Source organism: Roseovarius sp. MBR-78, from assembly GCF_040547535.1.
Lineage (GTDB): Bacteria > Pseudomonadota > Alphaproteobacteria > Rhodobacterales > Rhodobacteraceae > Roseovarius.
In genome coordinates, this window is sequence record NZ_JBEPPX010000014.1 from 66,027 (window position 1) to 90,401 (window position 24,375).

General features: G+C 66.7%; 24 protein-coding genes. 21 read left to right on the plus strand and 3 right to left on the minus strand.

What is annotated here, in order from left to right; genetic code table 11:
* Positions 1 to 114: 114 nt before the first annotated feature.
* Genes ABIE58_RS12670 through ABIE58_RS12680 form a run of 3 tightly spaced genes read right to left on the minus strand, consistent with a single transcriptional unit; the run spans position 115 to position 2,705 of the window.
* On the minus strand, positions 115 to 624 hold the full coding sequence (locus ABIE58_RS12670) for a thioredoxin domain-containing protein (RefSeq protein ID WP_354545085.1): 510 nt from the start codon (positions 622 to 624) through the stop codon (positions 115 to 117).
* Entirely contained in the window at positions 625 to 1,374 is a 750-nt protein-coding gene (locus ABIE58_RS12675; protein ID WP_502950095.1) for a DsbA family protein, read from the minus strand. It lies immediately after the preceding gene.
* Between the two features lie 2 nt (positions 1,375 to 1,376).
* On the minus strand, positions 1,377 to 2,705 hold the full coding sequence (locus ABIE58_RS12680) for a M48 family metalloprotease (protein WP_354545086.1): 1,329 nt from the start codon (positions 2,703 to 2,705) through the stop codon (positions 1,377 to 1,379).
* Positions 2,706 to 2,766: 61 nt separating this feature from the next.
* On the opposite strand from ABIE58_RS12680, the gene ABIE58_RS12685 reads away from it, so the two are divergent.
* From ABIE58_RS12685 to ABIE58_RS12785, 21 genes are all read left to right on the plus strand, one after another.
* The gene (locus tag ABIE58_RS12685; RefSeq protein WP_354545087.1) at positions 2,767 to 3,909 is read left to right on the plus strand and encodes a pyridoxal phosphate-dependent aminotransferase; all 1,143 of its coding nucleotides are present in this window, start codon (positions 2,767 to 2,769) and stop codon (positions 3,907 to 3,909) included.
* Between the two features lie 109 nt (positions 3,910 to 4,018).
* Positions 4,019 to 4,144 carry a hypothetical protein gene (locus ABIE58_RS12690; protein WP_354545088.1) on the plus strand — a complete coding sequence of 42 codons (126 nt, stop codon included), beginning with the start codon at positions 4,019 to 4,021 and terminating at the stop codon, positions 4,142 to 4,144.
* Positions 4,145 to 4,224: 80 nt separating this feature from the next.
* Positions 4,225 to 6,534 carry an outer membrane protein assembly factor BamA gene (bamA, locus tag ABIE58_RS12695; protein ID WP_354545089.1) on the plus strand — a complete coding sequence of 770 codons (2,310 nt, stop codon included), beginning with the start codon at positions 4,225 to 4,227 and terminating at the stop codon, positions 6,532 to 6,534.
* A 2-nt stretch (positions 6,535 to 6,536) separates the two neighbouring features.
* Positions 6,537 to 7,181 carry an OmpH/Skp family outer membrane protein gene (locus ABIE58_RS12700; protein WP_354545090.1) on the plus strand — a complete coding sequence of 215 codons (645 nt, stop codon included), beginning with the start codon at positions 6,537 to 6,539 and terminating at the stop codon, positions 7,179 to 7,181.
* A 70-nt stretch (positions 7,182 to 7,251) separates the two neighbouring features.
* A complete protein-coding gene (fabZ, locus tag ABIE58_RS12705; protein WP_354545091.1) occupies positions 7,252 to 7,716 on the plus strand; it encodes a 3-hydroxyacyl-ACP dehydratase FabZ in 465 nt (154 codons plus the stop codon).
* Between the two features lie 4 nt (positions 7,717 to 7,720).
* Positions 7,721 to 8,515 (plus strand): acyl-ACP--UDP-N-acetylglucosamine O-acyltransferase, encoded by a 795-nt coding sequence (gene lpxA, locus ABIE58_RS12710; RefSeq protein WP_354545092.1) that lies wholly within the window; start codon positions 7,721 to 7,723, stop codon positions 8,513 to 8,515.
* 4 nt (positions 8,516 to 8,519) lie between these two features.
* Entirely contained in the window at positions 8,520 to 9,413 is an 894-nt protein-coding gene (locus tag ABIE58_RS12715) for an LpxI family protein (RefSeq protein WP_354545093.1), read from the plus strand.
* A complete protein-coding gene (gene lpxB, locus ABIE58_RS12720; protein ID WP_354545094.1) occupies positions 9,410 to 10,552 on the plus strand; it encodes a lipid-A-disaccharide synthase in 1,143 nt (380 codons plus the stop codon). Before ABIE58_RS12715 ends, lpxB begins: the two co-directional genes overlap by 4 nt.
* Before the next feature lie 114 nt (positions 10,553 to 10,666).
* Entirely contained in the window at positions 10,667 to 11,920 is a 1,254-nt protein-coding gene (locus ABIE58_RS12725) for a sarcosine oxidase subunit beta family protein (protein WP_354545095.1), read from the plus strand.
* 58 nt (positions 11,921 to 11,978) lie between these two features.
* Complete coding sequence (locus ABIE58_RS12730) at positions 11,979 to 12,236, plus strand: sarcosine oxidase subunit delta (RefSeq protein ID WP_354545096.1); 258 nt, start codon at positions 11,979 to 11,981, stop codon at positions 12,234 to 12,236.
* Positions 12,233 to 15,154 carry a sarcosine oxidase subunit alpha family protein gene (locus ABIE58_RS12735; RefSeq protein ID WP_354545097.1) on the plus strand — a complete coding sequence of 974 codons (2,922 nt, stop codon included), beginning with the start codon at positions 12,233 to 12,235 and terminating at the stop codon, positions 15,152 to 15,154. Before ABIE58_RS12730 ends, ABIE58_RS12735 begins: the two co-directional genes overlap by 4 nt.
* A complete protein-coding gene (locus tag ABIE58_RS12740) occupies positions 15,147 to 15,701 on the plus strand; it encodes a sarcosine oxidase subunit gamma (protein WP_354545098.1) in 555 nt (184 codons plus the stop codon). The genes ABIE58_RS12735 and ABIE58_RS12740 overlap by 8 nt, the downstream gene beginning before the upstream one ends.
* 344 nt (positions 15,702 to 16,045) lie before the next feature.
* Entirely contained in the window at positions 16,046 to 16,342 is a 297-nt protein-coding gene (locus ABIE58_RS12745; protein ID WP_354545099.1) for a DNA primase, read from the plus strand.
* 50 nt (positions 16,343 to 16,392) lie between these two features.
* On the plus strand, positions 16,393 to 18,360 hold the full coding sequence (dnaG, locus tag ABIE58_RS12750) for a DNA primase (RefSeq protein WP_354545100.1): 1,968 nt from the start codon (positions 16,393 to 16,395) through the stop codon (positions 18,358 to 18,360).
* Between the two features lie 112 nt (positions 18,361 to 18,472).
* The gene (gene rpoD / locus ABIE58_RS12755) at positions 18,473 to 20,464 is read left to right on the plus strand and encodes an RNA polymerase sigma factor RpoD (protein WP_354545101.1); all 1,992 of its coding nucleotides are present in this window, start codon (positions 18,473 to 18,475) and stop codon (positions 20,462 to 20,464) included.
* A complete protein-coding gene (locus tag ABIE58_RS12760) occupies positions 20,461 to 21,039 on the plus strand; it encodes a hypothetical protein (protein ID WP_354545102.1) in 579 nt (192 codons plus the stop codon). The genes rpoD and ABIE58_RS12760 overlap by 4 nt, the downstream gene beginning before the upstream one ends.
* Positions 21,040 to 21,151: 112 nt before the next feature.
* On the plus strand, positions 21,152 to 21,424 hold the full coding sequence (locus tag ABIE58_RS12765; RefSeq protein ID WP_354545103.1) for a type II toxin-antitoxin system Phd/YefM family antitoxin: 273 nt from the start codon (positions 21,152 to 21,154) through the stop codon (positions 21,422 to 21,424).
* The gene (locus ABIE58_RS12770; RefSeq protein ID WP_354545104.1) at positions 21,421 to 21,675 is read left to right on the plus strand and encodes a Txe/YoeB family addiction module toxin; all 255 of its coding nucleotides are present in this window, start codon (positions 21,421 to 21,423) and stop codon (positions 21,673 to 21,675) included. Before ABIE58_RS12765 ends, ABIE58_RS12770 begins: the two co-directional genes overlap by 4 nt.
* A 47-nt stretch (positions 21,676 to 21,722) precedes the next feature.
* Complete coding sequence (locus tag ABIE58_RS12775; protein WP_354545105.1) at positions 21,723 to 22,001, plus strand: HlyU family transcriptional regulator; 279 nt, start codon at positions 21,723 to 21,725, stop codon at positions 21,999 to 22,001.
* A gap of 460 nt (positions 22,002 to 22,461) precedes the next feature.
* Positions 22,462 to 23,571, plus strand: coding sequence for a Ppx/GppA phosphatase family protein (locus ABIE58_RS12780; protein ID WP_354545106.1), 1,110 nt, complete (start codon positions 22,462 to 22,464; stop codon positions 23,569 to 23,571).
* Positions 23,571 to 24,287, plus strand: a complete 717-nt coding sequence (locus ABIE58_RS12785; protein ID WP_354545107.1) for an RlmE family RNA methyltransferase — start codon at positions 23,571 to 23,573, stop codon at positions 24,285 to 24,287. Before ABIE58_RS12780 ends, ABIE58_RS12785 begins: the two co-directional genes overlap by 1 nt.
* Positions 24,288 to 24,375: the final 88 nt, after the last annotated feature.

Sequence of the window (24,375 nt, forward strand, 5' to 3'; positions counted from 1 at the left end):
GGTCACTTTGCGCGCTTGTTTATGCGATCGGGGGGGCGGGGGAAAGGGGCCTTGCCGGGGGGGGGCGGGCATGGAGGGCGGATGGGCATTTGGACCAAGACGAGGCCGGGGCGGTCACTCCGACAGGTAGCGTTCGAGCACGATGGCGGGCATCAGCCCGCGCAGCATCCTGTCGGGCATCACGTAGAACGGGGCCGTGTCGAGGCCGAGATCGCGGGCGAGGGCGGCATCGCGCGCCAGATCGAACAGCGCCACGCGAAAGCCCATCCGCGTGGCAAGCGCCTGCAATTCCTGCATCGCGGTGGCGCAGTCGGGGCAATCGGCGCGGGTGAAAAGCGCGATGCGGGTGGGCGTGCCCTTGGGGCCGAGGCCGGGCTGATCGGCGCTGAAAAGGCGCGGCGCGGCACGGCGCAGCGCGTCCAGATCGCGGGCGATATCGTCGCCATAAAGATCGAGCGGCGCGCGCGTGAGGCCCGAGGCGGGCGGCAGAACCTCGGGCGTGGCAATGAGCGCGTTGCGGATGGCCTCGCCCAAGGGGCTGCGCGATTGCAGCGGCGGCTGTTGCGCGGTGGCGGCGCTGCCCATGAGCAGCGCCACCGCGACGGGCCATCTGATCTGCATCATCTATTGCGTGCGGATCTCTTCGGCGATCTGCTGCATCTGCTCTTGCGGCAGGTAGCCGCGCAGCATCCGGTCCTCCATCACGAAGGCGGGCGTGCCGTTGATGCGCAGCCGTTGTGCGAGCGCGTGGTTGGCGGCGATCACCTCGGTCACGGCCTCGCTGTCCATCGCGGCGGTGATGGCATTGGCGTCAAGCCCGAGCGCATCGGCAAGCCGGGTGAACCCGGCCACGTTCATTGCGCCGGTATAGGCCATGAGCGCATCATGCACCGATTTATAGGCGGCATCTCCCGCAACCTGTTTGGTGGCGATGGCAAAGCGCGACGCGGCCACCGATTCGGCCCCGAGGATCGGGAATTCCTTGAGGATGAAGCGGATATTGCCATCGGCACCAAGCAGGCCATCGACCTCGGCCACGGCGCGGCGGCAATAGCTGCACCGGTAATCCATGAATTCGACCAGCGTGATATCGCCCTGCGGATTGCCGCCAACCCAGTCGCCGGGGGCATCAAAGAGCGCGTCGGCATTGGCGCGCACCAGTTCCACGTCGGCCTCGGCCTGACCGGCGGCCTGGCGCTCTTCGAGCACGGCCACGGCCTCCATGATGACCTCGGGGTTGTCCAGAAGATAGGCGCGGATCTCCTGGCGCAAGAGCGCGCGGTCGGTCTCGCTCAGCGACGACAGATCAAGCGCCTGGGCGGGCAGGGCCAGGCCAAGGGCGAGCAGGGCGGCGGTTAGAAGGCGGTAAGGCAAGGTCAGTCTCTCCGTTTCTCGGCGGCCTCTGCCGCCACCAATATATCCTGCGCGCGCTGCCAGCCGGGCGAGCCCCGTGGCAGCAGGTCGCTGGCGCGCTTGGCGTGGATACTAGCATCTTTGAGGCGGCCTGCCATCGCATAACGTTCGGCTGTCAGCACCGAGGCCATGCCGCGATTGCCCATCTGCGCCTCGGCCTGCGCCAGATCGCGCAGCACGCGGACGTCGCGCCCGTCGCGCGCGCGCGCCGATTCGAGAAATTGCGCGGCCTTTTTTACCTGCCCGTCGGCCAGCAGCGCGCGCCCGTAGGCCCCGAGGATAAGCGCATTGCGCGGCGCGAGATCGGCCGCGCGCCCATAGGCGGCGACGGCCGCGCCGATGCGGCGGCTTTCCATCAGGATCTGGCCGCGCAACTCGTGCAGATAGGGATCATCGGGTCGCGCGGCTATGGCCCCGTCGATGGCGGGCAGCGCGCGCCCGAGATCGGAGCGGCGGTGATGGGCCACCGCCTCGCGCATCAGGCGGATATCGTCAAAGCCGGTCTCGCCCGCGCGCGCCAGCGTCCATTTCGGGGCGCGCTGGAACGCCGAGAGCTTGCCCTTGGCGCGCGCGAACCAGTAATCGGCGGTCGGGTCCGGCGCAGCCTTGCCCGCCTGCGCCTCGGCCAGCGCGCGCACCCGGCGAAACCGGTCGCGCGAGAGCGGGTGGGTGCGCGCATAGGCATCCTGCCGCGTCAGCGACAGCGATTCCTGCCCGCGAAACAGGTCCATCACCTGCACCGCGCCCGTGAGGTCGATCCCCGCCATGTGCATGAAGCGCATCCCGCTGGTATCGGCGGCGTTTTCCTCGGCGCGGGTATGCGAAAAGAAGCTGCGCATCGCCGCGCCCTGAATCCCCGCCGCCGCCCCCGCCGCGAACTCGCCGCTGCCCGCCGCCGCCCCGGCGACGCCGGCGAGGATCGTGCCGAGGGCGGCGGCGGTGCGGGCGTTGCGCAGGTTGATGGGGCGGCGCATCAGGTGGCCATTGGCGATATGCGCGGCCTCATGCGCGATCACCGATTGCAGCATGGCTGCGTTCTCCATCCGCAGGATCAGGCCGGAATGCAGAAAGATCGAATTGGCGTCGACGATAAAGGCGTTGAGGCTGGGCGCGTCGATCACGAGGATATCCACGCGCTCGGCGCTGAGCCCCGCCGCGCGCAGCACCGGGGCCGCGAGTTGACGCAGGCCATGCTCGATATCGGGGTCGCGCAGCAGCGTCAACGCGCGCGCGGGCGCGGCAAGGATCATGGTTGCCACGAGGACCGCCGCGAAAAACCGGACTGCCTGCATTGACCTTGCCTGCCTTTCCCAGTGAAACGGACCCGTGCCGCCCCAACCCGAGGAGAATGTAATGCGCCGTGCCCGCCGATCCAAGGTCGATCCGTTCATCGTCATGGATGTGATGGAGGCCGCGCGCCGCGCCGAAGAGGCGGGGCGACGCATCATCCACATGGAGGTGGGCCAGCCCGGCACGCCGGCACCTGCCGCCGCGCGCGCGGCGCTGGCGCGCGCGATGGAGGCTGGCGCGCTTGGCTATACGGTGGCTTTGGGGCTGCCGGACTTGCGCGCGCGCATCGCGCAACACTATGGCGAATGGTATGGCGTCGATCTCGACCCGGCGCGCGTGGTGATCACGCCGGGATCGTCGGGGGCGTTCATCCTTGCCTTCACAGCGCTTTTTGACGCGGGCGCGCGCGTAGGCATCGGCGCGCCGGGATACCCGAGCTATCGCCAGATCCTGCGCGCGCTTGATCTGGTGCCGGTGGATATCGAAACCTCGGCGGAAAACCGCCTGCAACCGGTGCCGGGGGATCTGGCGGGGCGCGATCTGGCCGGGCTTCTGGTGGCCAGTCCGGGCAATCCCAGCGGAACGATGCTGGACCGCGCGGCACTGGGCGCGCTGATCGGGGCCGCGCAAGACAGCGGCGCGCAGTTCATCAGCGACGAGATCTATCACGGCCTGCATTACGAGGCCCGCGCGGTGAGCGCGCTGGAGATCACCGACGACTGCTATGTCATCAACTCCTTTTCCAAGTATTTCTCGATGACCGGCTGGCGCATCGGCTGGATGGTGGTGCCCGAGGATCACGTGCGCACGATCGAGCGGCTGGCGCAGAACCTCTTTATCTGCCCGCCCCATGCCAGCCAGATCGCGGCGCTGGCGGCGATGGAGTGCACCGATGAGCTTGAGGCCAACCGCGCGGTTTATGCCCGCAACCGCGCGCTGATGCTTGAGGGGTTGCCCAAGGCCGGGTTCGACCGGATCGCGCCGCCCGATGGCGCGTTCTACGTCTATGCCGATGTGCGCCACCTGACCGATGACAGCCGCGCGCTGGCTGCCGAGATATTGGAGCGCGCGGGCGTCGCGGTGACACCGGGCCTCGATTTCGATCCCGTGCGCGGCGCGGGCACGCTGCGGTTTTCCTACGCGCGCGCCACCGAAGATATCGAGGAGGGGCTGGCCCGGCTCGCGGCGTTCATGGCGGAGCGGTAACCCCGCCCCGCCCGGCGCGCCCGATTTTTGCCATGATCCGCGCAAAAAACCGCCATTGCGGGCGGGCATCCTGTGGCTTGCCCGATTCCCTGGCGGAAAGGAACGCATCATGACCGGCCTCAAACATGCCTATCGCGGGGCGAGCGTGCTGGTCGCGCTCAATGTCGATCTGCTGCTCTTCGTTGTGGCGCTCGTGGTGGCGTTGATGGCGGCGGGATATCTGGGCACGCTGTGACCCGGCCATTCGCGTTTTGACAAGCCACGGCAGACCGGGTAGTGACGATGCTCAATGGGGTGTCTGACTGGGTTTGACCGATGAGCGATTACAACGCGGCTCGTCCGCTTGCTGCCTTTGTGAAGCGTGGCGTTTTCCATCTGATCGCGGCGCTGTGGCTGGGCGTGATCGCGTTTGGCGCGCCTGCTCAGGCGCAGAGCTATCGCTTCAACGATGTCACGATCGAGGGCAACCAGCGAATCGAGGGCGACACGATCCTGTCCTACTCGGGCATCGCGCGGGGCGAGACGGTCAGCGCGGGCGAGCTTGACGCCGCCTATCAGCGCATCCTCGCCTCCGGCCTGTTCGAGACGGTCGAGATCGAGCCGCGCGGCAACCGCCTCGTGATCCGGGTGACAGAATTCCCGACGATCAATATCATCGCCTTCGAGGGCAACGACAAGATCAAGGACGAGGATATGTCGGGCTTTATCCAGAGCAAGCCGCGGCAGGTGTTCAGCCCGACACAGGCCGAGCGCGACGCCGCCATCATCGCCGAGGCCTATGCCCAGAACGGGCGGGTCGCGGCGCGGGTCACGCCCAAGGTGATCCGGCGCAGCGATAACCGCGTCGATCTTGTGTTCGAGGTGTTCGAGGGCAAGGCGATCGAAATAAAGCGCATCGGCTTTTCCGGCAATCGCGTATATTCCGACCGCCGCCTGCGCCGCGCCATCCAGAGCAAGCAGGCGGGGCTTTTGCGCGCCCTGATCCAGAGCGATACCTTCGTCGAGGATCGCGTGGCCTTTGACCGGCAGGTGCTGACCGATTTCTACAATTCGCGCGGCTATGTCGATTTTCGCGTCACCGGCGTCAATGCCGAGCTGGCCCGTGAGCGCGATGCCTATTTCATCACCTTCACGGTGCAGGAAGGCCAGCAATTCCGCTTTGGCAAGATCACCACCACAAGCGATTATGCCGGCGTCGAGGCCGAGGCCTATGACGACACGCTCAAGATGGACCAAGGTGACATCTATTCGCCCGAGGTGGTCGAGAATGCCATCACCCGGATGGAACGGCTTGGCGTCAAGCAGGGCATTGATTTCCTGCGCGTGGAGCCGCGTGTCACGCGCAATGACCGCGACCTGACGCTTGATGTGGAATTCGTGCTCACGCGCGGGCCGCGCGTGTTTGTCGAGCGCATCGATATCGAGGGCAACACCACGACGCTTGACCGCGTCATCCGGCGCCAGTTCGATACCGCAGAGGGCGATCCGTTCAACCCGCGCGCCATCCGGCAGGCCGCCGAGCGCATCCGGGCGCTGCAATTCTTTGCGAATGTCGATGTGAACGCGCGCGAGGGGTCGCGCCCCGATCTCGTGGTCATCGAAACCGAGGTGGAGGAAACAACGACGGGCTCTGTTTCGATCGGGGCCAGCTTTTCGAGCGAGGCGGGGCTTGGGCTTCAATTCGGCCTGAAGGAGCGCAATTTCCTTGGGCGTGGCCAGGAGCTCAATTTCAGCATTTTCGGCACCGCCGACACGGTCAACTATAGTGTCGGTTTCGTTGAGCCTGCCTTTTTGAGCCGCAATGTCGCTTTGGGCCTCGATTTCGCGTTCACCGAGACGAATACCGAGACCAATACCGAATTCGACACCGCCATCGGTGTGTTCCGTCCCAGCCTGACCTTTCCCACCGGGGAAAACGGGCGGCTGAGCCTGTTCTACAACGGGCGCTACGAGGAGATGTCGGATTTCGAAGGCGTGAGCAATATTCTCCGGGCCGAGACCAACGAAGGGGATTTGTGGACCAGCGCCGTGGGCTATAATTATACGTTCGACACGCGCCGGAGTGGGCTTAATCCCAAGTCGGGCATATTGCTGTCCTTCGGGCAGGAATTTGCCGGGCTTGGTGGCGATAATGAGTTTGTAAAGACCACCGCCCGACTGGTCGGACAGACCGATGTTCTCAACGAGGACGTGACCCTGCGCGCGATTTTCGAGGGTGGCGCGATCCAGTTCAGCGGCAATCAGGACAGCCGCTTCATCAACCGGTTCACCCACCAGGTGATACGCGGATTTGAGTCGAGCGGGATGGGGCCGATCGAGGGCAGTGACCATCTTGGCGGCAATTATTTCGCGGCGCTGAAATTCGAGGCGGAATTCCCGCTGGGCCTGCCCGACGAATACGGCATAACCGGCGGTGCCTTCTACGACATCGGGTCGATCTGGGGGATTGATGACAAGGGTTTCGCGGTCGATTCCGATGATTTTCAGGCGCGCCACGTGGTGGGCTTGTCGGTGTTCTGGAAATCGCCCTTCGGACCGCTGCGGATGAATTTCTCCAAGGCGCTGGAATCCGAGCCGGGTGATGTCGAGCAGAGTTTCGACCTCACGGTCAGCACCGACTTCTGAGGATGCGCGCGCCGCTTTTACGCCTTGCGCTTCTGGCCCTGCTGGCCGGGGTTGCCCAGATGCCTGCACAGGCGCAGCAACTGGGCGTGGTTCAAAGCGATGTGCTGGTGATAGATATCGAGCGTCTGCTCTCCGAGACCATTTATGGCCAGCGGCTCCAGGCCGCGATCAATGCCGAGCGCGACGCGCTCATCGCGCGCAACGAGCGTGTCGCGCGCGATCTGGAGAGCGAGGAACAGGCACTGACGGAGTTGCGCGCGACCACCCCGCCGGCCGAATTCCGCAAGATGGCCGATGACTTTGATGCCAAGGTCACGCAACTGCGCCGCGAGAGCGAACGGCTGTCGCGCGATCTCGAACGCCAGCGCGACCTGGCACCGGTGCAGTTCATGCGCGTGGTGCAGCCGGTGCTGGGCGAGTTGCTGCGCGAGGCCGACGCGGTGGTGCTCGTGGATGTGCGCAGCGTGATCCTGCGCGCCGATGTGGCCGACGTGACCGATATCGCAATCTCCCGCATCGACGCGCGGATCGGCACCGGCCCCGAGGTGCAGGCCCCGCAGGAGGGAGCGGCGGACGCCGCGCCCGATGCGCCCGATGCGCAGGCCCCCGCGCCCCCGGCGGCCCCCGCGCCCCCGGCCGAACAGTAGCCACCGCCGCGCTTGCCCCGCGCGGGCACCCTTGCTAGGGACATCGCGTTGCAACATCGAGAGGACAGCCATGAGCGCGCCGTTGAAATCCGCGGATATCCATCTCATCCAGCGGATCATTCCGCATCGCTATCCGTTCCTGCTGGTGGATCGGGTGCTCGATATCGACGGCTGGCAGAGCGCGCGCGGGATCAAGAATGTCTCGATGAACGAGCCGCATTTTCAGGGCCATTTCCCCGGTCATCCGATCATGCCGGGGGTGACCATCGTCGAGGCGATGGCGCAGACGGCAGCGGTGATGGTGGGCACGGCGCTGGGCTTCGCGGATCGCAACATGCTGATCTATTTTATGGCCATCGAGGCGGTCAAGTTTCGCCGCATGGTGGTGCCCGGCGATGTGCTGGAGCTGAAGGTCGAGACGCGGCGCGGCAAGCCCGGTGGCAAGGTCTGGAAATTCGCGGGCCGGGCCGAGGTCGCGGGCGAGCTGGCCGCCGAGGCGGAATTCACCGCGATGATGGACATGCCGAAGGATTAGGCCGATGGGCGAGACCGCGATCCACCCCTCTGTGGTGGTCGAGCCGGGGGCGGAAATCGGCGGAGGCTGCCGGATCGGGCCGTTCTGCCATATCGGCCCGCAGGTGCGGCTTGGCCCCGGCGTCACGCTCAAATCCCATGTCGTCGTCACCGGCCAGACCGAGATCGGCGAGGGCACGGTGATCTTTCCCTTCGCCTGCATCGGCGAGATCCCGCAGGATCTGAAATTTCGCGGCGAGGCGACCCGGCTGGTGATCGGCGCGCGCAACCGCATCCGCGAGCATGTCACCATGAATACCGGCACCGAGGCTGGCGGCGGCGTCACGCGGGTGGGCGATGACGGGCTGTTCATGGCGGGCTGTCACATCGCCCATGACGTGCAGATCGGCAACCGGGTGATCGTGGTCAACAATGCCGCGCTGGCCGGGCATTGCGTGATCGAGGACGAGGTCATCATCGGCGGGCTGTCGGGGGTGCATCAATTCGTGCGCATCGGCCACGGCGCGATCATCGGCGCGGTGACGATGGTCACCAATGACGTGATCCCCTATGGCCTCGTGCAGGGGCCGCGCGGCTATCTCGACGGGCTGAACCTTGTCGGGCTCAAGCGGCGTGGCGTACCGCGCGCCGATATCACCGCGCTGCGCGCCGCGTTCCAGATGCTGGCGCAGGGCGAGGGGGCGTTCCAGGATCGCGCCCGCCGTCTGGGCGAAGAGACCGAGAGCGACTATGTCCGCCGGATCATGGATTTCGTAGGCGCACATACGGACCGCTCCTATCTCACCCCCGGTCAGGGCTAGGCCGATGGGCCTGGCGCTCATCGCCGGGCAGGGCGGCGTGCCACCGCATCTGGCGCGGGTGCTGCTGGCGCGGGGCGAGGTGCCGGTGATCTGCGAGGTGGCACAATTCCCGTCGCAGGTCGCGGACGATCTGCCGCGCCTCGGCTTTCGGCTGGAAAGTTTCGGCAGCCTGCTCGACGCGCTCTGCGCGCGCGGGGTCACGCGGCTCTGCATGGCGGGCGCGATGCGGCGGACCGCGGTCGATCCCGCGCGGATCGACGCGGCCACGGCACCGCTTATGCCACGGCTGATGGCGGCGATGGCGCAGGGCGACGATGGCACCCTCAGCGAGATCGTGGCGATCATCGAGGAAGCGGGCATCGCCGTGATCGGTGCCGCCGAAATTGCACCCGACCTGCTGCCCGAGGCGGGGGTGTTGGCTGGCGTGCTGCCTGACATGGAGGCCGGGATCGGTGCCGCCGAGGCGGCGCTGGCCGAGATGGGCCGCGCCGATACGGGGCAGGCGGTGGTGGTGCGCGGCGGCACCGTGATCGCGCGCGAGGATGCACGCGGCACCGATGCGATGCTCGACGATCTGGCAACGGGGGCTGACTGGTCGCTTGACCCGTTCGACATCGCCGACCGCGCGCTGGGGTCTGCCGCCGACTGGTTGAGCGGTGCCGATACGCAGGCGCAGGCCCCCGCGTTTCTCTACAAGGCCCCCAAACCGGGGCAGGAGATGCGCGTGGACATGCCGGTGATCGGCCCCGACACCGCCCTGCGCGCCGCGCAGGCGGGGCTTGCCGGGATCGTGATCGCGGCGGGCGGTGTGATGGTGATCGAGCGCGCGCAGGTGGTCGAGGTGCTGGCGCGCGCGGGGATGTTCCTGTGGGTGCGTGCCGCCGGGGGGCAGGGGTGAGGGTCTTTGTGGTGGCGGGCGAGGCGTCCGGCGACCGGCTGGGCGGGGCGCTCATGGTCGGGCTGCGCGCGCTTGCCGCGCCCGAGTTCGCCGGGATCGGCGGGCCGATGATGCAGGCGCAGGGGCTGCGCAGCCTTTTTCCGATGGAGGATCTGAGCGTCATGGGGCTGGCGGAGGTGCTGCCGCGCTACCTGCACCTGCGCCGCCGCCTGCGCGAGACGGTGGCGGCGGTGCTGGAGGCCGCGCCGGATGTGCTCATCACCATCGACAGCCCCGATTTCTGCCTGCGCGTGGCGCGGCAGGTGCGCAAGGCCAACCCGGCGATTCGCATCGTGCATTACGTCGCACCCTCGGTCTGGGCATGGCGGGCGGGGCGCGCGGGCCGGATGGCGCGCCATGTCGATCAGGTGCTTGCGCTTTTGCCGTTCGAGCCGCCCTATATGCAGGTGGCGGGCATGGATTGCGATTTCGTGGGCCACCCGGTGGTGGCCGAGCCGCATCCCGACGCGGCCGCGCTGGCGGCGTTTCGCGCGCGCCACGGGATCGGCGCGGCACCCCTGATGCTGGTGCTGCCCGGCTCGCGGCGGGGCGAGGTGGTGCGGCTTGCGCCGGTCTTTGGTGCGGCGCTCGCGCAGGTGCTGGCGGCGCGGCCCGAGACCCGGTTGGTGCTGCCCACCACGGCGGCGATGGCCCCGCTGCTGCGCGACGCGGTGGCGGATTGGCCCGCGCAACCCCTGATCCTGTCACCCGACGATCCCGGCCACGCCGCCGAGAAGGCCTGCGCCTTCCACGCCGCCGATCTGGCGCTGGCGGCGTCGGGCACGGTGTCGCTTGAGCTTGCCCACGCGCGGACGCCGATGGTGATCGCCTATGACATGGCCCCGCTCAGCCGCGCGATCCTGTCGCGGCTGATCCGGGTGGACACGCTCACCCTTGTCAACCTGGTGAGCGGCACGTGGGCAGTGCCGGAATTCATCGGCCATGCCTGCCGCGCGGAGGCCATCGCGCCCGCGCTGTTGCGGGTGATGGACGCCCCCGAGGCGCAGCGCGCGGCGATGGCGGCCACGATGCAGCGCCTTGGCGAGGGCGGCGAGGCACCGGGGCTGCGCGCGGCGCGCGCGGTGCTGGCGCGGCTGTGACGCGGGAGTGCGCGCGCGCCCCGCGTCGCGCATTGACCTGAAAATGGCGCGAAGCGGGGTGTTCGAAGGGGCCGCGCCCTGCTAGCTCTGGGGGCGGGCCATCGGAGGGGCAGAATGCGGTTTTCGGCGCTGCGGATACTGAAAGAGGGGCTGACCGGCAACAAGGGCTGGGGCGCGCATTGGCGCGACGCCTCGCCCAAACCCGCCTATGACGTGGTTATCATCGGCGGCGGCGGGCACGGGCTGGCCTGTGCCCATTACCTCGCCAAGCGGCATGGGATCACCAATGTCGCGGTGGTCGAGAAGGGCTATCTCGGCGGTGGCAATGTCGGGCGCAACACCACCATCGTGCGCGCGAATTACGGCCAGCCGGGGAATTCGGAATTCTACAGCCACTCGTTGAAACTGTGGGAGGGGCTGGAGCAGGACCTCAACTACAACGTGATGATGAGCCAGCGTGGCGTCCTGAACCTGTGCCATTCCGACGGGCAGCGCGATGCGTTCGCGCGGCGCGGCAACGCGATGCGCAACCAGGGCGACGATGCTGAATTGCTCGACCGCGAGGGGGTGCGCCGGATGGTGCCGTTTCTCGATTTCGACAACGCGCGATTTCCGATTTATGGCGGGCTCTTGCACGGGCGCGGCGGCACCGCGCGGCATGATGCGGTGGCCTGGGGCTTTGCGCGTTCTGCCAGTGATCGCGGCGTGGACTTGATCCAGAATTGCGCGGTGACGGGGATCGACGTGGAAAACGGTCGCGTGCGCGGGGTGCAGACCACGCGCGGGGCGATCAAGGCGAAAAAGGTGGCGATCGTGGTGGCAGGGCGCTCAAGCCAGGTGGCGGCGATGGCGGGGCTGCGCCTGCCGATCGAGAGCCATGTGTTGCAGGCGTTCGTGACCGAGGGGCTGAAGCCCTGCCTCGACCATGTCGTGACCTTCGGCATGGGGCATTTCTATATCAGCCAGTCCGACAAGGGCGGGCTGGTCTTTGGCGGTGATCTCGATTTCTACCCGTCTTATGCGGCGCGCGGCAACCTGCCGATGGCCGAGCATGTGATGGAGGCCGCGATGGCGATGATGCCGATGATCGGCAATGCGCGGCTCCTGCGTAGCTGGGGCGGGATCATGGATATGAGCCCCGATGGCAGCCCCATCATCGACCAGAGCGGGATCGAGGGCCTCTATCTCAATTGCGGCTGGTGCTATGGCGGGTTCAAGGCCGTGCCGGGGTCGGGCGATGCGCTCGCGCATCTCATCGCCACCGACCGCCCGCACCCGGCGGCAGCGCGGTTCCGGCTCGACCGGTTCGCGACGGGGCGCGGGCTGATGGACGAGGAAGCGACTGGCAGCCAGCACAACCTGCATTGAGGACGCTTTTGGCGGATGGGGATATGGATATTTTTGGCAAGATGAAGGGGATGGGCGCGTGAGAATACCCTGTCCGATCTGCGGGATGCGCGATCTGCGCGAGTTTACCGTGCGCGGCGCGGCGCTGCCGGTGCCGGACGGTGCCGTATGGAATGCGGCCTGGGATGATTACCTGCATAACCGCGACAACCCGGCGGGGGAGAGCCGCGAGCTTTGGTATCACGGGCAGGGCTGCGGTGCCTGGCTGGTGGTCACGCGCGACACGGTGAGCCACGCGGTTGCGGGCGCGGTGCTGGCCGGTGGGGACGCGCGATGAGGATCGACGGCAAGGGGCGGATCGACCGGGGGCGGCGGGTGGCGTTCAGCTTTGATGGGCACCGCCACGAGGGGTTCGCGGGCGATACGCTGGCCTCGGCACTCTTGGCCGACGGGGTGCGGCTGATGGGGCGGTCGTTCAAGTATCACCGCCCGCGCGGGCCGATGACCGCGGGCAGCGAGGAGCCGAACGCGCTGGTCACGCTGGGGCTGGGCGCGGCGCAGGAGCCCAATTGCCGCGCCACCACGGTCGAGCTGCGCGAGGGGCTGGTGGCACGCAGCCAGAACCGCTGGCCGTCGCTCGGGTTCGACGTGATGGCGGTCAACGATCTGATGGCACCGTTTTTCGGCGCGGGGTTCTATTACAAGACCTTCATGTGGCCAAAGGCGTTCTGGGAGCGGGTCTACGAGCCGATGATCCGGCGCGCGGCGGGGCTGGGTGCGCTGTCGGGTGAGGCGGCCCCGGACCGCTATGAGCGGGCATTTGCGCAGTGCGATCTGCTGGTGATCGGGGGCGGGCCTGCGGGCCTGATGGCGGCGCTTGTGGCGGCGGAGGCGGGCGCGGATGTGATCCTTGCCGAGGAGGATGTGGCGCTGGGCGGGCGTCTTCTGGCCGAGAGCGAGGAGGTGGACGGGCAGGATGGCGCGACCTGGGCGGGCGAGATGGCAACGCGGCTGGCGGCCATGCCCAACGTGCGGATCATGACGCGCACAGCGGTGACCGGGGCCTATGACGGCGGCACGTTCGGCGCGCTGGAGCGGGTCGCGCCGGAGGTGGAGGGCCGCGCCCACGCGCCCGCGGGTTGTTTCTGGCGGATCGCGGCGCGGCGCGCGGTGCTGGCGGCGGGCGCGCTGGAACGGCCCGTGGCATTTGGCAACAACGACCGGCCCGGCGTGATGATGGCGGGTGCGGTGCGTGCCTATCTCAACCGTTGGGGCGTGGCGGCGGGCCGCAGCGTGGTGGTGTTCGGCAACAATGACAGCGCGCATCGCACGGTGGGGGATTTGCAGGCGGCGGGCGTGCATGTCGCGGCCCTTGTCGATGCCCGCGCGCATGCGACCTGCGGCCATGACGTGGCCTTTTACCCCGGCGCGCAAGTGACGGGGACAGCCGGGCGTAAGGGGGTCGAGGCGGTGTGCATTGCCACTGCGCGCGGGGAGACGCGCATCGCCGCCGATACGGTGGCGATGTCGGGGGGCTGGAACCCAACGGTCCATCTGGCCTGCCACATGGGCGCGCGGCCCGTTTGGGACGGGGGCCTTGCGGCGTTTCTGCCGCCCGAGGGGGCGGTGCCGGGGATGGTGGTGGCGGGGGCCGCAAAGGGACATTTCTCGACGCGGGCCTGTCTTGAGAGCGGCGCGGAGGCAGGGCGGCGCGCGGTCGAGGATATGGGCCTGAGGGCGCGGGCGGTGGATGTGCCACCGGCCTCGGACGGGGCCTATGACATCCTGCCGCTGTGGCGGGTCGAGGGGCGCGGGCGCGCCTGGCTCGATTTCCAGAACGATGTGACGGTGAAGGATGTGGCGCAGGCCGCGCGCGAGAATTTCCGCTCGGTCGAGCATATGAAGCGCTACACCACCCAGGGCATGGCCCCCGACCAGGGCAAGAATTCCAATGTCGGGGCGCTTGCCGTGCTGGCCGAGGCCACCGGGCGCACGATCCCCGGCACTGGCACCACGACCTTTCGCCCGCCCTATGTGCCGGTGCCGATCGCGGCGATGGGGGCGGGGGGGCGCGGCAAGAGCTTTGCGCCCGAGCGGCTGACCACCTCGCATGGCCAGAGCGTCCGGCGCGGCGCGCCGATGATCGAGGCGGGGCTGTGGTATCGCCCGAGCTATTTCCCGCGCAAGGGCGAGCATCACTGGCGGCAGTCCTGCGACCGCGAGGTCATGATGGTGCGGCAGGCGGTGGGGGTCTGCGATGTCTCGACCCTGGGCAAGATCGACGTGCAAGGCCCTGATGCGGCGCGGTTTCTGGATTTCCTCTACACGGGTGCCATGTCACGGCTGGCGGTGGGGCGCGTGCGCTATGGGCTGATGCTGCGCGAGGATGGGCATGTCATGGATGACGGCACCTGCGCGCGGCTGGGCGCGCGGCATTTCCTTATCAGCACCACCACGGCGGCGGCGGGCGCGGTGATGCGGCACATGGATTTCGCGGCGCAGGTGCTGCGGCCCGGCTGGGATATGCGGGCGGTGTCGGTGACGGAACAGTGGGCGCAATTCGCCGTGGCGGGGCCGAGGGCGCGCGATCTGCTGGCTGATATCTTGGGCGCGGTGCCCGATCTGCCGTTCATGGGCTGTGGCGCGGCGACAGTTGGCGGCGTGGCAGGGCGGCTGTTTCGCATCTCGTTTTCCGGCGAGACGGGCTATGAGATCGCCGTGCCCGCGCGCTTTGGTTCTGCGCTCTTCGAGCGGCTGGTGGCGGGGGCAGAGGCGCTGGGGGGCGGGGCCTACGGGATGGAGGCCTTGAACGTGCTCAGGATCGAGAAGGGCTTTATCACCCATGCCGAGATCGACGGGCGGGTGACGGCCTTTGATGTCGGGATGCAGGGGATGATGAGCAGCAAGAAGGATTTCATCGGCAAGGCGGCGGCAAGCCGCGAGGGCCTGATGGAGGAGGGGCGCGCGCAGCTTGTGGGGCTGAAACCCGTGGGCGCGGTCAAGGAATTGCTGCCCGGATCGCACCTCTTTGGCGAGGGGGCAGAGGCGGTGGCGGCGAACGATCAGGGCTATATCACCAGTGCCTGCTATTCGCCGGTGCTGGGCCATGTGATCGGGCTGGGGTTTCTGGCGCGCGGGCGCGCGCGGCTGGGCGAGCGGGTGCGCGCGGTGGATCACCTGCGCGGCTCTGCGACGCTCTGCGAGGTCTGCGCGCCGGGCTGGGTCGATCCCGAGGGAGGGCGGATGCGTGAGTGATCTGGTGGAAATGACGCCCTGCGCGGGGCTGGTGCCGGTCACGGCGGGGGCGCTGCGGCTCTCGGAGGTGGAGCCGGGGCGGATGACGGCGCTCGCGCTCTACAAGGGGCAGGCGGCGGCGCTCGATCGGGCCTTGGCTGAGGCGCACGGGCTGGGCTGGCCCGCGCCGGGGCGGGTGATCGCGGGCGAGGGGGGCGCGGTGCAGTGGTTCGGCCTCGATCTGGCGTTGCTCATCGGGCCTGCGCCCGATGCGGCGCTGGCGGATCATGCCGCGCTCAGCGATCAGTCGGACGCCTGGGCGGTGCTGCGGCTTGAGGGGCCGGGGGCAGAGGCGGTGATGGCGCGGCTGACGCCGCTCGATCTGCGCGCGGGCAGTTTCGGCACGTGGGCCACCGCGCGCAGCGATGTGGCGCATATGGTCGGCGCGGTGACGCAGGCGGGGGGCGATGCGTATCAGATCATGGTGTTCCGCTCGATGGCGGCAAGCCTGGTGCACGAGGTGACGCTTGTCATGCGACGGGTTGCGGCGCGGGAGGGTGGGGTTTAGTTTGGAGGGGGCGTTGGCCTCTTGTCTCCCGCGCGGAACCAAGGTGGCGCAGGCACCGCCGCGCGAGCGCCCGTCCGCCCCCTCGGGCGGGCGCTTTTGCAACGGTGCAATCCGCACAATCGTTCAAGTATTTTGCGCCATAAAGCGCCTCCCAAAGCCGTTGCAACGCCCACCCGGCGGTCGGGCACTCGCGCGGCTCACTACATCAACCCGAACGTCCGCAACAAGCCAAGCCCTCACGTTTCGCCACCCCGCTCCCCACTCTGTCCGCCGCGCGCGACCTGCTGGCGTGTCGTGCGGGAATCGCCTAGCCTGCGCATGATCCGCGAGAGGAGGCCGGCGCGATGCGAAAGACAGTCTTGATCCTTCTGGCCGCGTTGCCGCTGGCCCCACAACCCGCCACGGCGCAGAAAGCGATCTGCGCCCCCACCGGCGAGATCGTCGCCGCCGCGGTCGAGGCGCGCCGCGCCGGACAGCCCGCCACCACCGCAAAGCAGGAGATCACCGCCGGGCTGGAGGGCGCGCAGGCGGGGTTTGCGCCTGCCGTGCAGCCGCTGGTGGATTGGGTCTATGAATTGCCCGAGACGGACCTCAAAAAGGACGTGGCCGGGGCCTGGGTCACGCAATGCGAGGCGCAGTAGGCGCGCGCGGGCCTCTGGACAGACGGCCCCCGAGGCCCGATATATAGGCCATGAGCCTGCCCCCCGGATTCCTGGACGAATTGCAGTCGCGCCTGTCGCTGAGCCAGGTCGTGGGCCGCAAGGTGATGTGGGACAACCGCAAATCCAACCCGGCCAAGGGCGACATGTGGGCCCCGTGCCCGTTCCACCAGGAAAAGACCGCCTCGTTCCACGTCGATGACCGCAAGGGATTCTACTACTGCTTCGGCTGTCACGCCAAGGGCGACGCGATCGGCTTTGTGCGCGAGACCGAGAATGTCGATTTCATCGAGGCAGTGAAGATCCTCGCCGCCGAGGCGGGCATGGCTGTCCCCGAGCGCGACCCGCAGGCGCAGGCCAAGGCCGACCGGCGCGGGCAGTTGACCGAGGTGATGGAGCAGGCGGCGCAGTATTTCGGCCTGCATTTGCGCAGCGGGGCGGGGGCGGCGGCGCGCGACTATCTCAAGGGCCGCAGGCTCAGCGATGAGACGCTGGCGCGGTTCGGCATCGGCTTTGCGCCCGATGGCTGGCAGGGGCTTTGGGACCATCTGACGGGCAAAGGCGTGTCCCCCGACCTGATCCTTGCCTGCGGGCTTGCGCGCGAGAGCACGAAGGGCGGCAAGCCCTATGACGTGTTTCGCAATCGTATCATGTTCCCGATCCGCGATGCGCGCGGGCGCTGCATCGCCTTTGGCGGGCGGGCGATGGACCCCAATGACAATGCCAAATACCTCAACTCGCCCGAGACCGAGCTTTTCGACAAGTCCCGCACGCTCTACAATCTCGGCCCCGCGCGCGAGGCGGCGGGCAAGGGTGGCCCGCTGATCGTGGCCGAGGGCTATATGGACGTGATCGCGCTGGTGGCCGCCGGGTTCGAGGCGGCGGTGGCGCCCCTGGGCACGGCGGTGACCGAGCATCAGGTGCAGCTCATGTGGCGGATCGCCGAGGAGCCGGTCATCATGCTCGACGGCGATCGCGCCGGGCTTGGCGCGGCCTACCGGCTTGTCGAACTGGCGCTGCCCTTGCTGGAGGCGGGGCGCTCGCTGCGCTTTGCGCTGATGCCCGAGGGGCAAGACCCCGACGACCTGCTGCGCGCCGAGGGCGCGGGCGCGGTGCAGGCGCGCATCGACGCCGCCCTGCCGCTGGTGCGGCTCTTGTGGCAGCGCGAGACCGAAGGGCGCGATTTCGACACGCCCGAGCGCAAGGCCGCGCTGGAACGCCTCTGCCATGAGAAGACCGCGCTCATACGCGATCCGGCCTTGCGCGGATATTATGAACGCGCGTTGAAAGAGCTGCGCTGGCAGTTGTTCAACCCGCGCCGCACCGCGCCCCGGCGGGAGCCGATGGACGGCAAGGGGCGGGGCAAGGGCAAATGGGCCCCGCCCGAGACCGCGCGTGCTGCGACACGCAATTCGGCGCTGGTCTCGGCCGATTCCGCGCAGGCGATTCGGATGCGCGAGGAGGTGATCCTGGCCACGATCCTGTCTTGCCCCGAGGTGGCCGAGGAATTCGAGCCGGAGATCGAGCGGCTGCGCTGTGCCGATCCGCGCAACGCGGGCCTGCGCGCGGCGATCCTGCGCCATGCCGGAGCGGGGGCCGAGACGCTGCGCGCGCAGATCGCGGTGGAGATGGGCGAGGACAGTCTTGAAAAGCTCCTGTCGCTGCCCCATGTCGCCATCGCCCCGCCGGTGCGCCATCCCGGTGATGCCGAGCGCGCGACGCTCACCCTGCGCGAGGAATTCGCCAAGCTGGCGGCGGGCGCGGGGATCGAGGCGGAATTGCGCGAGGCGGTCGAGGATATCACGGGGCTTGCTGATGAGACGATGACGTGGCGTCTGCGCGAGGCGGCGGAAGCGCGAAACCGCGCGATTCGCAACCAGCAGGAGGATCGGGCGGAATACGAACTTAGTGAGAACGGCGCGCGGCTCAAACGCGAGGAACGGGCCGAATTTGCCGCCCTTCTGGATCGACTTGGCATGGGCAAACCGCCGGGTGGATGAATTTTCGTAAGGAAGACAAGGAAAATACCGGGTAGACGGTGTGCGAATCACCTTATCGCGCTATTGATTCGCGTTAACGAATCACCTGCCCGCAATCGCCAAGGAGATGCGCATGGCCGCCAAGGATACCGACGACCAGAAGCCCGAAGAGCAGGAGCAGGAAGTTTCGCTCGACATGTCGCAGGCCGCCGTGAAGCGGATGATAACCGCGGCCCGCGAAAAGGGCTTTATCACCTACGACCAGCTCAACCAGGTTCTGCCGCCCGATCAGGTCTCGTCCGAGCAGATCGAGGACGTGATGTCGATGCTCTCGGAGATGGGCATCAACATCATCGAGGAGGAAGAGGCCGAGGAGGACGACGGCAAGACCACCGCCATCGCCGAGATCGGGCGACGCGGCGAAATCACGCTTGGCTCCGGCAAGGAGGAAAAGCTCGACCGGACCGACGATCCGGTGCGCATGTATCTGCGCGAGATGGGCAGCGTCGAGTTGCTCTCGCGCGAGGGCGAGATCGCCATCGCCAAGCGCATCGAGGCCGGACGCAACACGATGATCCTGGGGCTTTGCGAAAGCCCGCTGACCTTTCAGGCGATCACCATCTGGCGCGACGAGCTTCTGGGCGAGGATATCCTGCTGCGCGACGTGATCGACCTCGAGGCGACATTCGGCAATCAGCCGGGCGAGGAGGGCGAGGAGCCGGTGGTTGCCGCCAATGTCGGCACGCCCCCCAACGGGGCCGCGCAAGAGAGCGGCGAGAAGGTGCAGGAGCTTGACGCCGACGGCAACCCGCTGCGCCCCTCCGACGATGACGAGGAAGACGACGAACAGGCCAATATGAGCCTCGCCGCGATGGAGGCCGCGCTCAAGCCGCGCGTGCTCGAAACGCTCGACCGCATCGCCGAGGATTTCGCGCAACTCAGCGACATGCAGGACAACCGCATTTCCGCCACGCTCAACGAGGATGGCTCTTTCTCCAACGCGCAAGAGGCGACCTATCAGAAACTGCGCTCGGAAATCGTCGAACTGGTCAATTCGCTGCACCTGCACAACAACCGGATCGAGGCGCTGATAGATCAGCTTTACGGCATCAACCGCCGGATCATGCAGATCGACAGCGCGATGGTGAAACTCGCCGATCAGGCGCGCATCAACCGCCGCGAATTCATCGAGGAATATCGCGGGCGCGAGCTTGATCCCAACTGGCTCGACGATATGGGCCAGCGGCCCGGACGCGGCTGGCAGATGTTCACCGAGCGCTTTGCCGACAAGGTGGCCGAACAGCGCGCCGACATGGCGCAGGTGGGCCAATATGTGGGCCTCGACATCTCGGAATTCCGCCGCATCGTCGGCCAGGTCCAGAAGGGCGAGAAAGAGGCGCGCCAGGCCAAGAAGGAAATGGTCGAGGCCAACCTGCGGCTGGTCATTTCGATTGCCAAGAAATACACCAATCGTGGTCTGCAATTCCTCGATCTCATTCAGGAAGGCAATATCGGCCTGATGAAGGCGGTGGATAAATTCGAATACCGCCGGGGCTATAAATTCTCGACCTATGCAACATGGTGGATCCGTCAGGCGATCACCCGCTCGATCGCCGATCAGGCGCGCACCATCCGCATCCCGGTGCACATGATCGAGACGATCAACAAGCTGGTGCGCACGGGCCGCCAGATGCTCCACGAGATCGGCCGCGAACCGACGCCGGAGGAGCTGGCCGAAAAGCTGCAAATGCCGCTGGAAAAGGTCCGCAAGGTGATGAAGATCGCCAAGGAGCCGATTTCTCTGGAGACGCCCATCGGCGACGAGGAAGACAGCCAGCTTGGCGATTTCATCGAGGACAAGAACGTCATCCTGCCGCTGGATAGCGCCATTCAGGACAACCTGCGCGAGACGACGACGCGGGTTCTGGCGTCATTGACGCCGCGCGAGGAACGGGTGCTGCGGATGCGCTTTGGCATCGGCATGAACACCGATCACACGCTGGAAGAGGTGGGGCAGCAGTTTTCCGTGACGCGTGAACGTATCCGGCAGATCGAGGCCAAGGCGTTGAGGAAGTTGAAGCACCCGTCAAGGTCGCGGAAGTTGCGGAGTTTTCTGGATCAGTGAGGCGGATTTTTGTTCCACCTGTAGAAAGAGTTTCAGTTTGGAACTCAACCTTAAAAGCTAAAGAGCATAGTCGCTTTGATCTCGAGTCATTTGACTCATGGTGGAAGCGAAATTATGCTATTATATCTCATCTTAATAAGGAAATTTGTGAGCAATGGATTTACAAGTACGGTCCTGACCATCCGCACTCATATCTTGAACTGGATAAAGTTTCGTGGACGCAAGAAATGTGGACCCCGGAGCATTTTGTCCAGAGCGTTAGATCGGCGACTGACAACAGACTTGCTCCTGAATTTGATTACGAAGTTTTCAATAGAGACGGGTTTAATACTCACCCAACTGCAACTGCGTTAAACTTAGGTTCATGGGATTTCGCACCGATTGTGCTATACACACCCGGTGGTTTTCTAGACCGCTATCGTGCAATGCAAAACTACGAGTATCTTTTGATTGAGGGCCATCAGAGACGACGCTACTTAAATGCTTTGGTGGCGCAGGGGCAACAATTGAGCGAGCAAAGAGTGTTCGTACTAATAAGTCCGGATATCTTGGATAAATACCAAGAAGTCATTTAGCCAGTTTACAGTTGGAGCCAACCCACCTTTTAAAACACCTGCACTTGGGATGACAGGTTCCCCGCCCCACGCCCCCTTGAATCCCCATACGCAATCACGTACATCCTACCCCATGAAACACACCACCTCCACCGATCTGCGCAAGAGCCTCTCGGCCATGATGGACCGGGTGAACGAGGATCACGAGCCGGTTCTTGTCACCCGCGCCAAGGGCAAGCCGGTGGTGATGATCTCGCTCGAGGATTATCAGTCGATGGACGAGACCGCCTATCTGCTGGCCTCGCCCGCCAACAGGGCCGAGTTGCTGGCCGCGATTGCCGGGGATGACCCGTCGAAGCGGGTCACCGTGACGATGGAGGAACTTCTGGCGATGGAGCGGGAGTGAACCTGTCGTTTCAGGGTCGGGGATGGGCGCATTATCTGCACTGGCAGACCACCGACAAGGCGATGCTGCGCAAGATCAACCGGCTGATCGAGGACTGTCTGCGCCACCCCTATGAGGGCACCGGCAAGCCCGAGCCGCTCAAGGGCGATCTGGCGGGCTATTGGTCGCGGCGCATCGACCGCGCGCAGCGTCTGGTTTATCGTGTCACCGACGATGATATCGTGATCGTCCAATGCCGGTATCATTACTGAGCGCGGCCCGCCCGTGGCCCGCACCCCGACCACGAAGGAGGCCCCCCATGTCGATCCTGTCACGCCTGTTCGGCGGCACGGCCAAGCCCGAGGCGCGGGCCGAGCATGTCGAAGACTACAAAGGCTTTCGCATCATCGCCGCCCCGCAGGAAGAGCGCGACGGCTTTCGCGTCGGCGCGCGGATCGAGCGTGAGGCGGGCGGCGAGGTCAAGGTGCATCATTTCCTGCGCGCCGACGTGCTGCGCGACCGGGCCACGGCCGAGGCGTTCTCGATCCGCAAGGCGAAACAGGTGATCGACGAGCAGGGCGAGCGGATTTTCCGGTAAGGGGCGGATGTCCGAGAGAGGGTGCCCGAGGGGGATCCGGGTGGTTATGCGGTGCAAGGCGGTGTGGCAAGTGGTGTGAATGGCTTGGATCTGCCAATCGCAGTTTATCCCCCCGCGCGGAACCAAGGTGCCGCAGGCACCGCCGCGCGAGCGCCCGACCGCCCGGACGGGCGGGCGCTTTTGCGACGTCGAACTCCTTACAATCGTTGAAGTATTTGGCAGGCATAAAGTGCCACGCGCAACCGTTGCAGCGCCCACCCGCGGTCGGGCACTCGCGCGGCTCATTGTTTCATATCGAATGACAACTCCGGGCCAGAACGCCCCCCGAACAGCATCCGACCCCGTGAGCCCGCCGTCGAGCATCAGCCCCTGATCGCGCCACGATCCCCGGCAGCGGCCCTTGCGCGGGGGCGCGGATGCGCCTACTCTAAAGCCAACTTGAAATGGAGGGCGTGTTATCATGACGCCCAAGCGTCCGATTGGTGCGGGCGCTATCCCGGACCCGGTCGAGAGCCCCGCGCCGAGCCAGCCGGATCGTGTGCCGCTTTATGCGGCGCTCGATCTTGGCACGAACAGTTGCCGCATGTTGATCGCCCGTCCCGACGGGCGCTCTTTCCGCGTGGTCGACAGCTTTTCGAAATCGGTGCAGCTTGGCACCGGGCTGGAGCGGTCGGGGCGGCTGTCGCGCGCCGCCATCTACCGCACGATTCAGGCGCTGCGCGTGTGCCGCCAGAAGCTGCGCCGCCATGGTGTCACGCGGATGCGGCTGGTGGCCACCGAGGCCTGCCGTCGGGCAGAAAACGGGGCCGAATTCATGCGCCGGGTGGAGCGCGAGACCGGGCTTGCCCTCGACGTGATCGCGACCGAGGAGGAGGCGCGGCTTGCAGTGATTTCCTGCGCGCCGCTGGTCAACCCCCGCACCGAGCAGCTTCTGGTGGTGGATATCGGCGGTGGCTCGACCGAGCTTGTGTGGATCGACCTGCGCGGCGTCCCCGAGGGCGAGCGCAAGCGCGCGATCATGCGGATGCATATGGGGTTTCAGCACAGCGGTGCGGGCCCCGCCGCGCGGGTGGTGGATTGGATCAGCGTGCCGCTGGGCGTGGCGACGCTGCGCGAGCAGTTCCGCGATGTCGAGGACGATGCCGCGCGATTCGCGCTGATGAGCTGGTATTTCGAGGAGAACCTCGCCGAGTTTGCCCCCTACAAGGACGAGCAGCGCCGCGAGGGGTTTCAGATCGTGGGCACGAGCGGCACCATCACCACGGTGGCGGCAAGCCATCTTGGCCTGCGCCGCTATGACCGCAACAAGGTGGACGGGCTGACCATGACCAGCGACGAGATCGACCGCGTGATCCGCGACTACCTCGCGCTTGGCCCCGCCGGACGCAGGCGCGATCCGCGCATCGGGCAGGACCGGCAGACCCTCATCATGTCCGGCGCGGCGATCCTTCAGGCGCTCTTGCGGTGCTGGCCCACCGACCGGCTGAGCGTCGCCGATCGCGGCCTGCGCGAGGGGATGCTTTATGCGCAGATGGCCGCCGATGGCGTGCTCACCGAGGGAGAGGATTGATGGCAAAGGGGCCGGACGGCAAGAACACCTCGGGGCGCGGGCAACGCGATCTGACGGTCAAGGTCAAGACCGCGCGCGGGCGGCGCGCCTCCTCGACGCGCTGGTTGCAACGGCAGTTGAACGACCCTTACGTCAAGCGCGCGCAGGCCGAGGGCTATCGCGGGCGCGCCGCCTTCAAGATCATGGAGCTTGACGACAAGTTCCGCTTTCTCGTGCCGGGCGCGCGGGTGGTCGATCTGGGCTGCGCGCCGGGCGGCTGGCTTCAGGTGGCGGTGCCGCGCGTTAACGCGCTCGGCGAAAAGCCGGGCAAGCGGCAGGGCTTCGTTCTGGGCATCGACCTGCAAGAGGTGGAGCCTATCGCGGGGGCCGATATCCACCAGCTCGATTTCATGGATGAGGGCGCCGATGAGCAGGTCAAGGCCTGGCTTGGCGGGCGCGCCGATGTGGTGATGTCGGACATGGCGGCCTCTTCCTCGGGGCACAAGCAGACCGACCACCTGCGCATCATCTCGCTCTGCGAGGCGGCGGCCTATCTCGCCTTCGACGTGCTCGAGGAGGGCGGCACGTTCGTGTCAAAGGTGCTGGCGGGCGGGGCCGAGGGCGAGTTGCAGAAGCTGCTCAAGCAGCGGTTCACCAAGGTGGCGAACGTGAAACCCCCCGCCTCGCGCGCCGACAGTTCCGAGAAATTCGTGGTGGCGACGGGGTTTCGCGGCTGAGACCGGGGGTTGTGTGTGGCGGTCGGGAACATGGATATTTGGGGCAAGATGAAGCGCGGGCAGGCCCATGCGCGCAGAGCGATGCTTG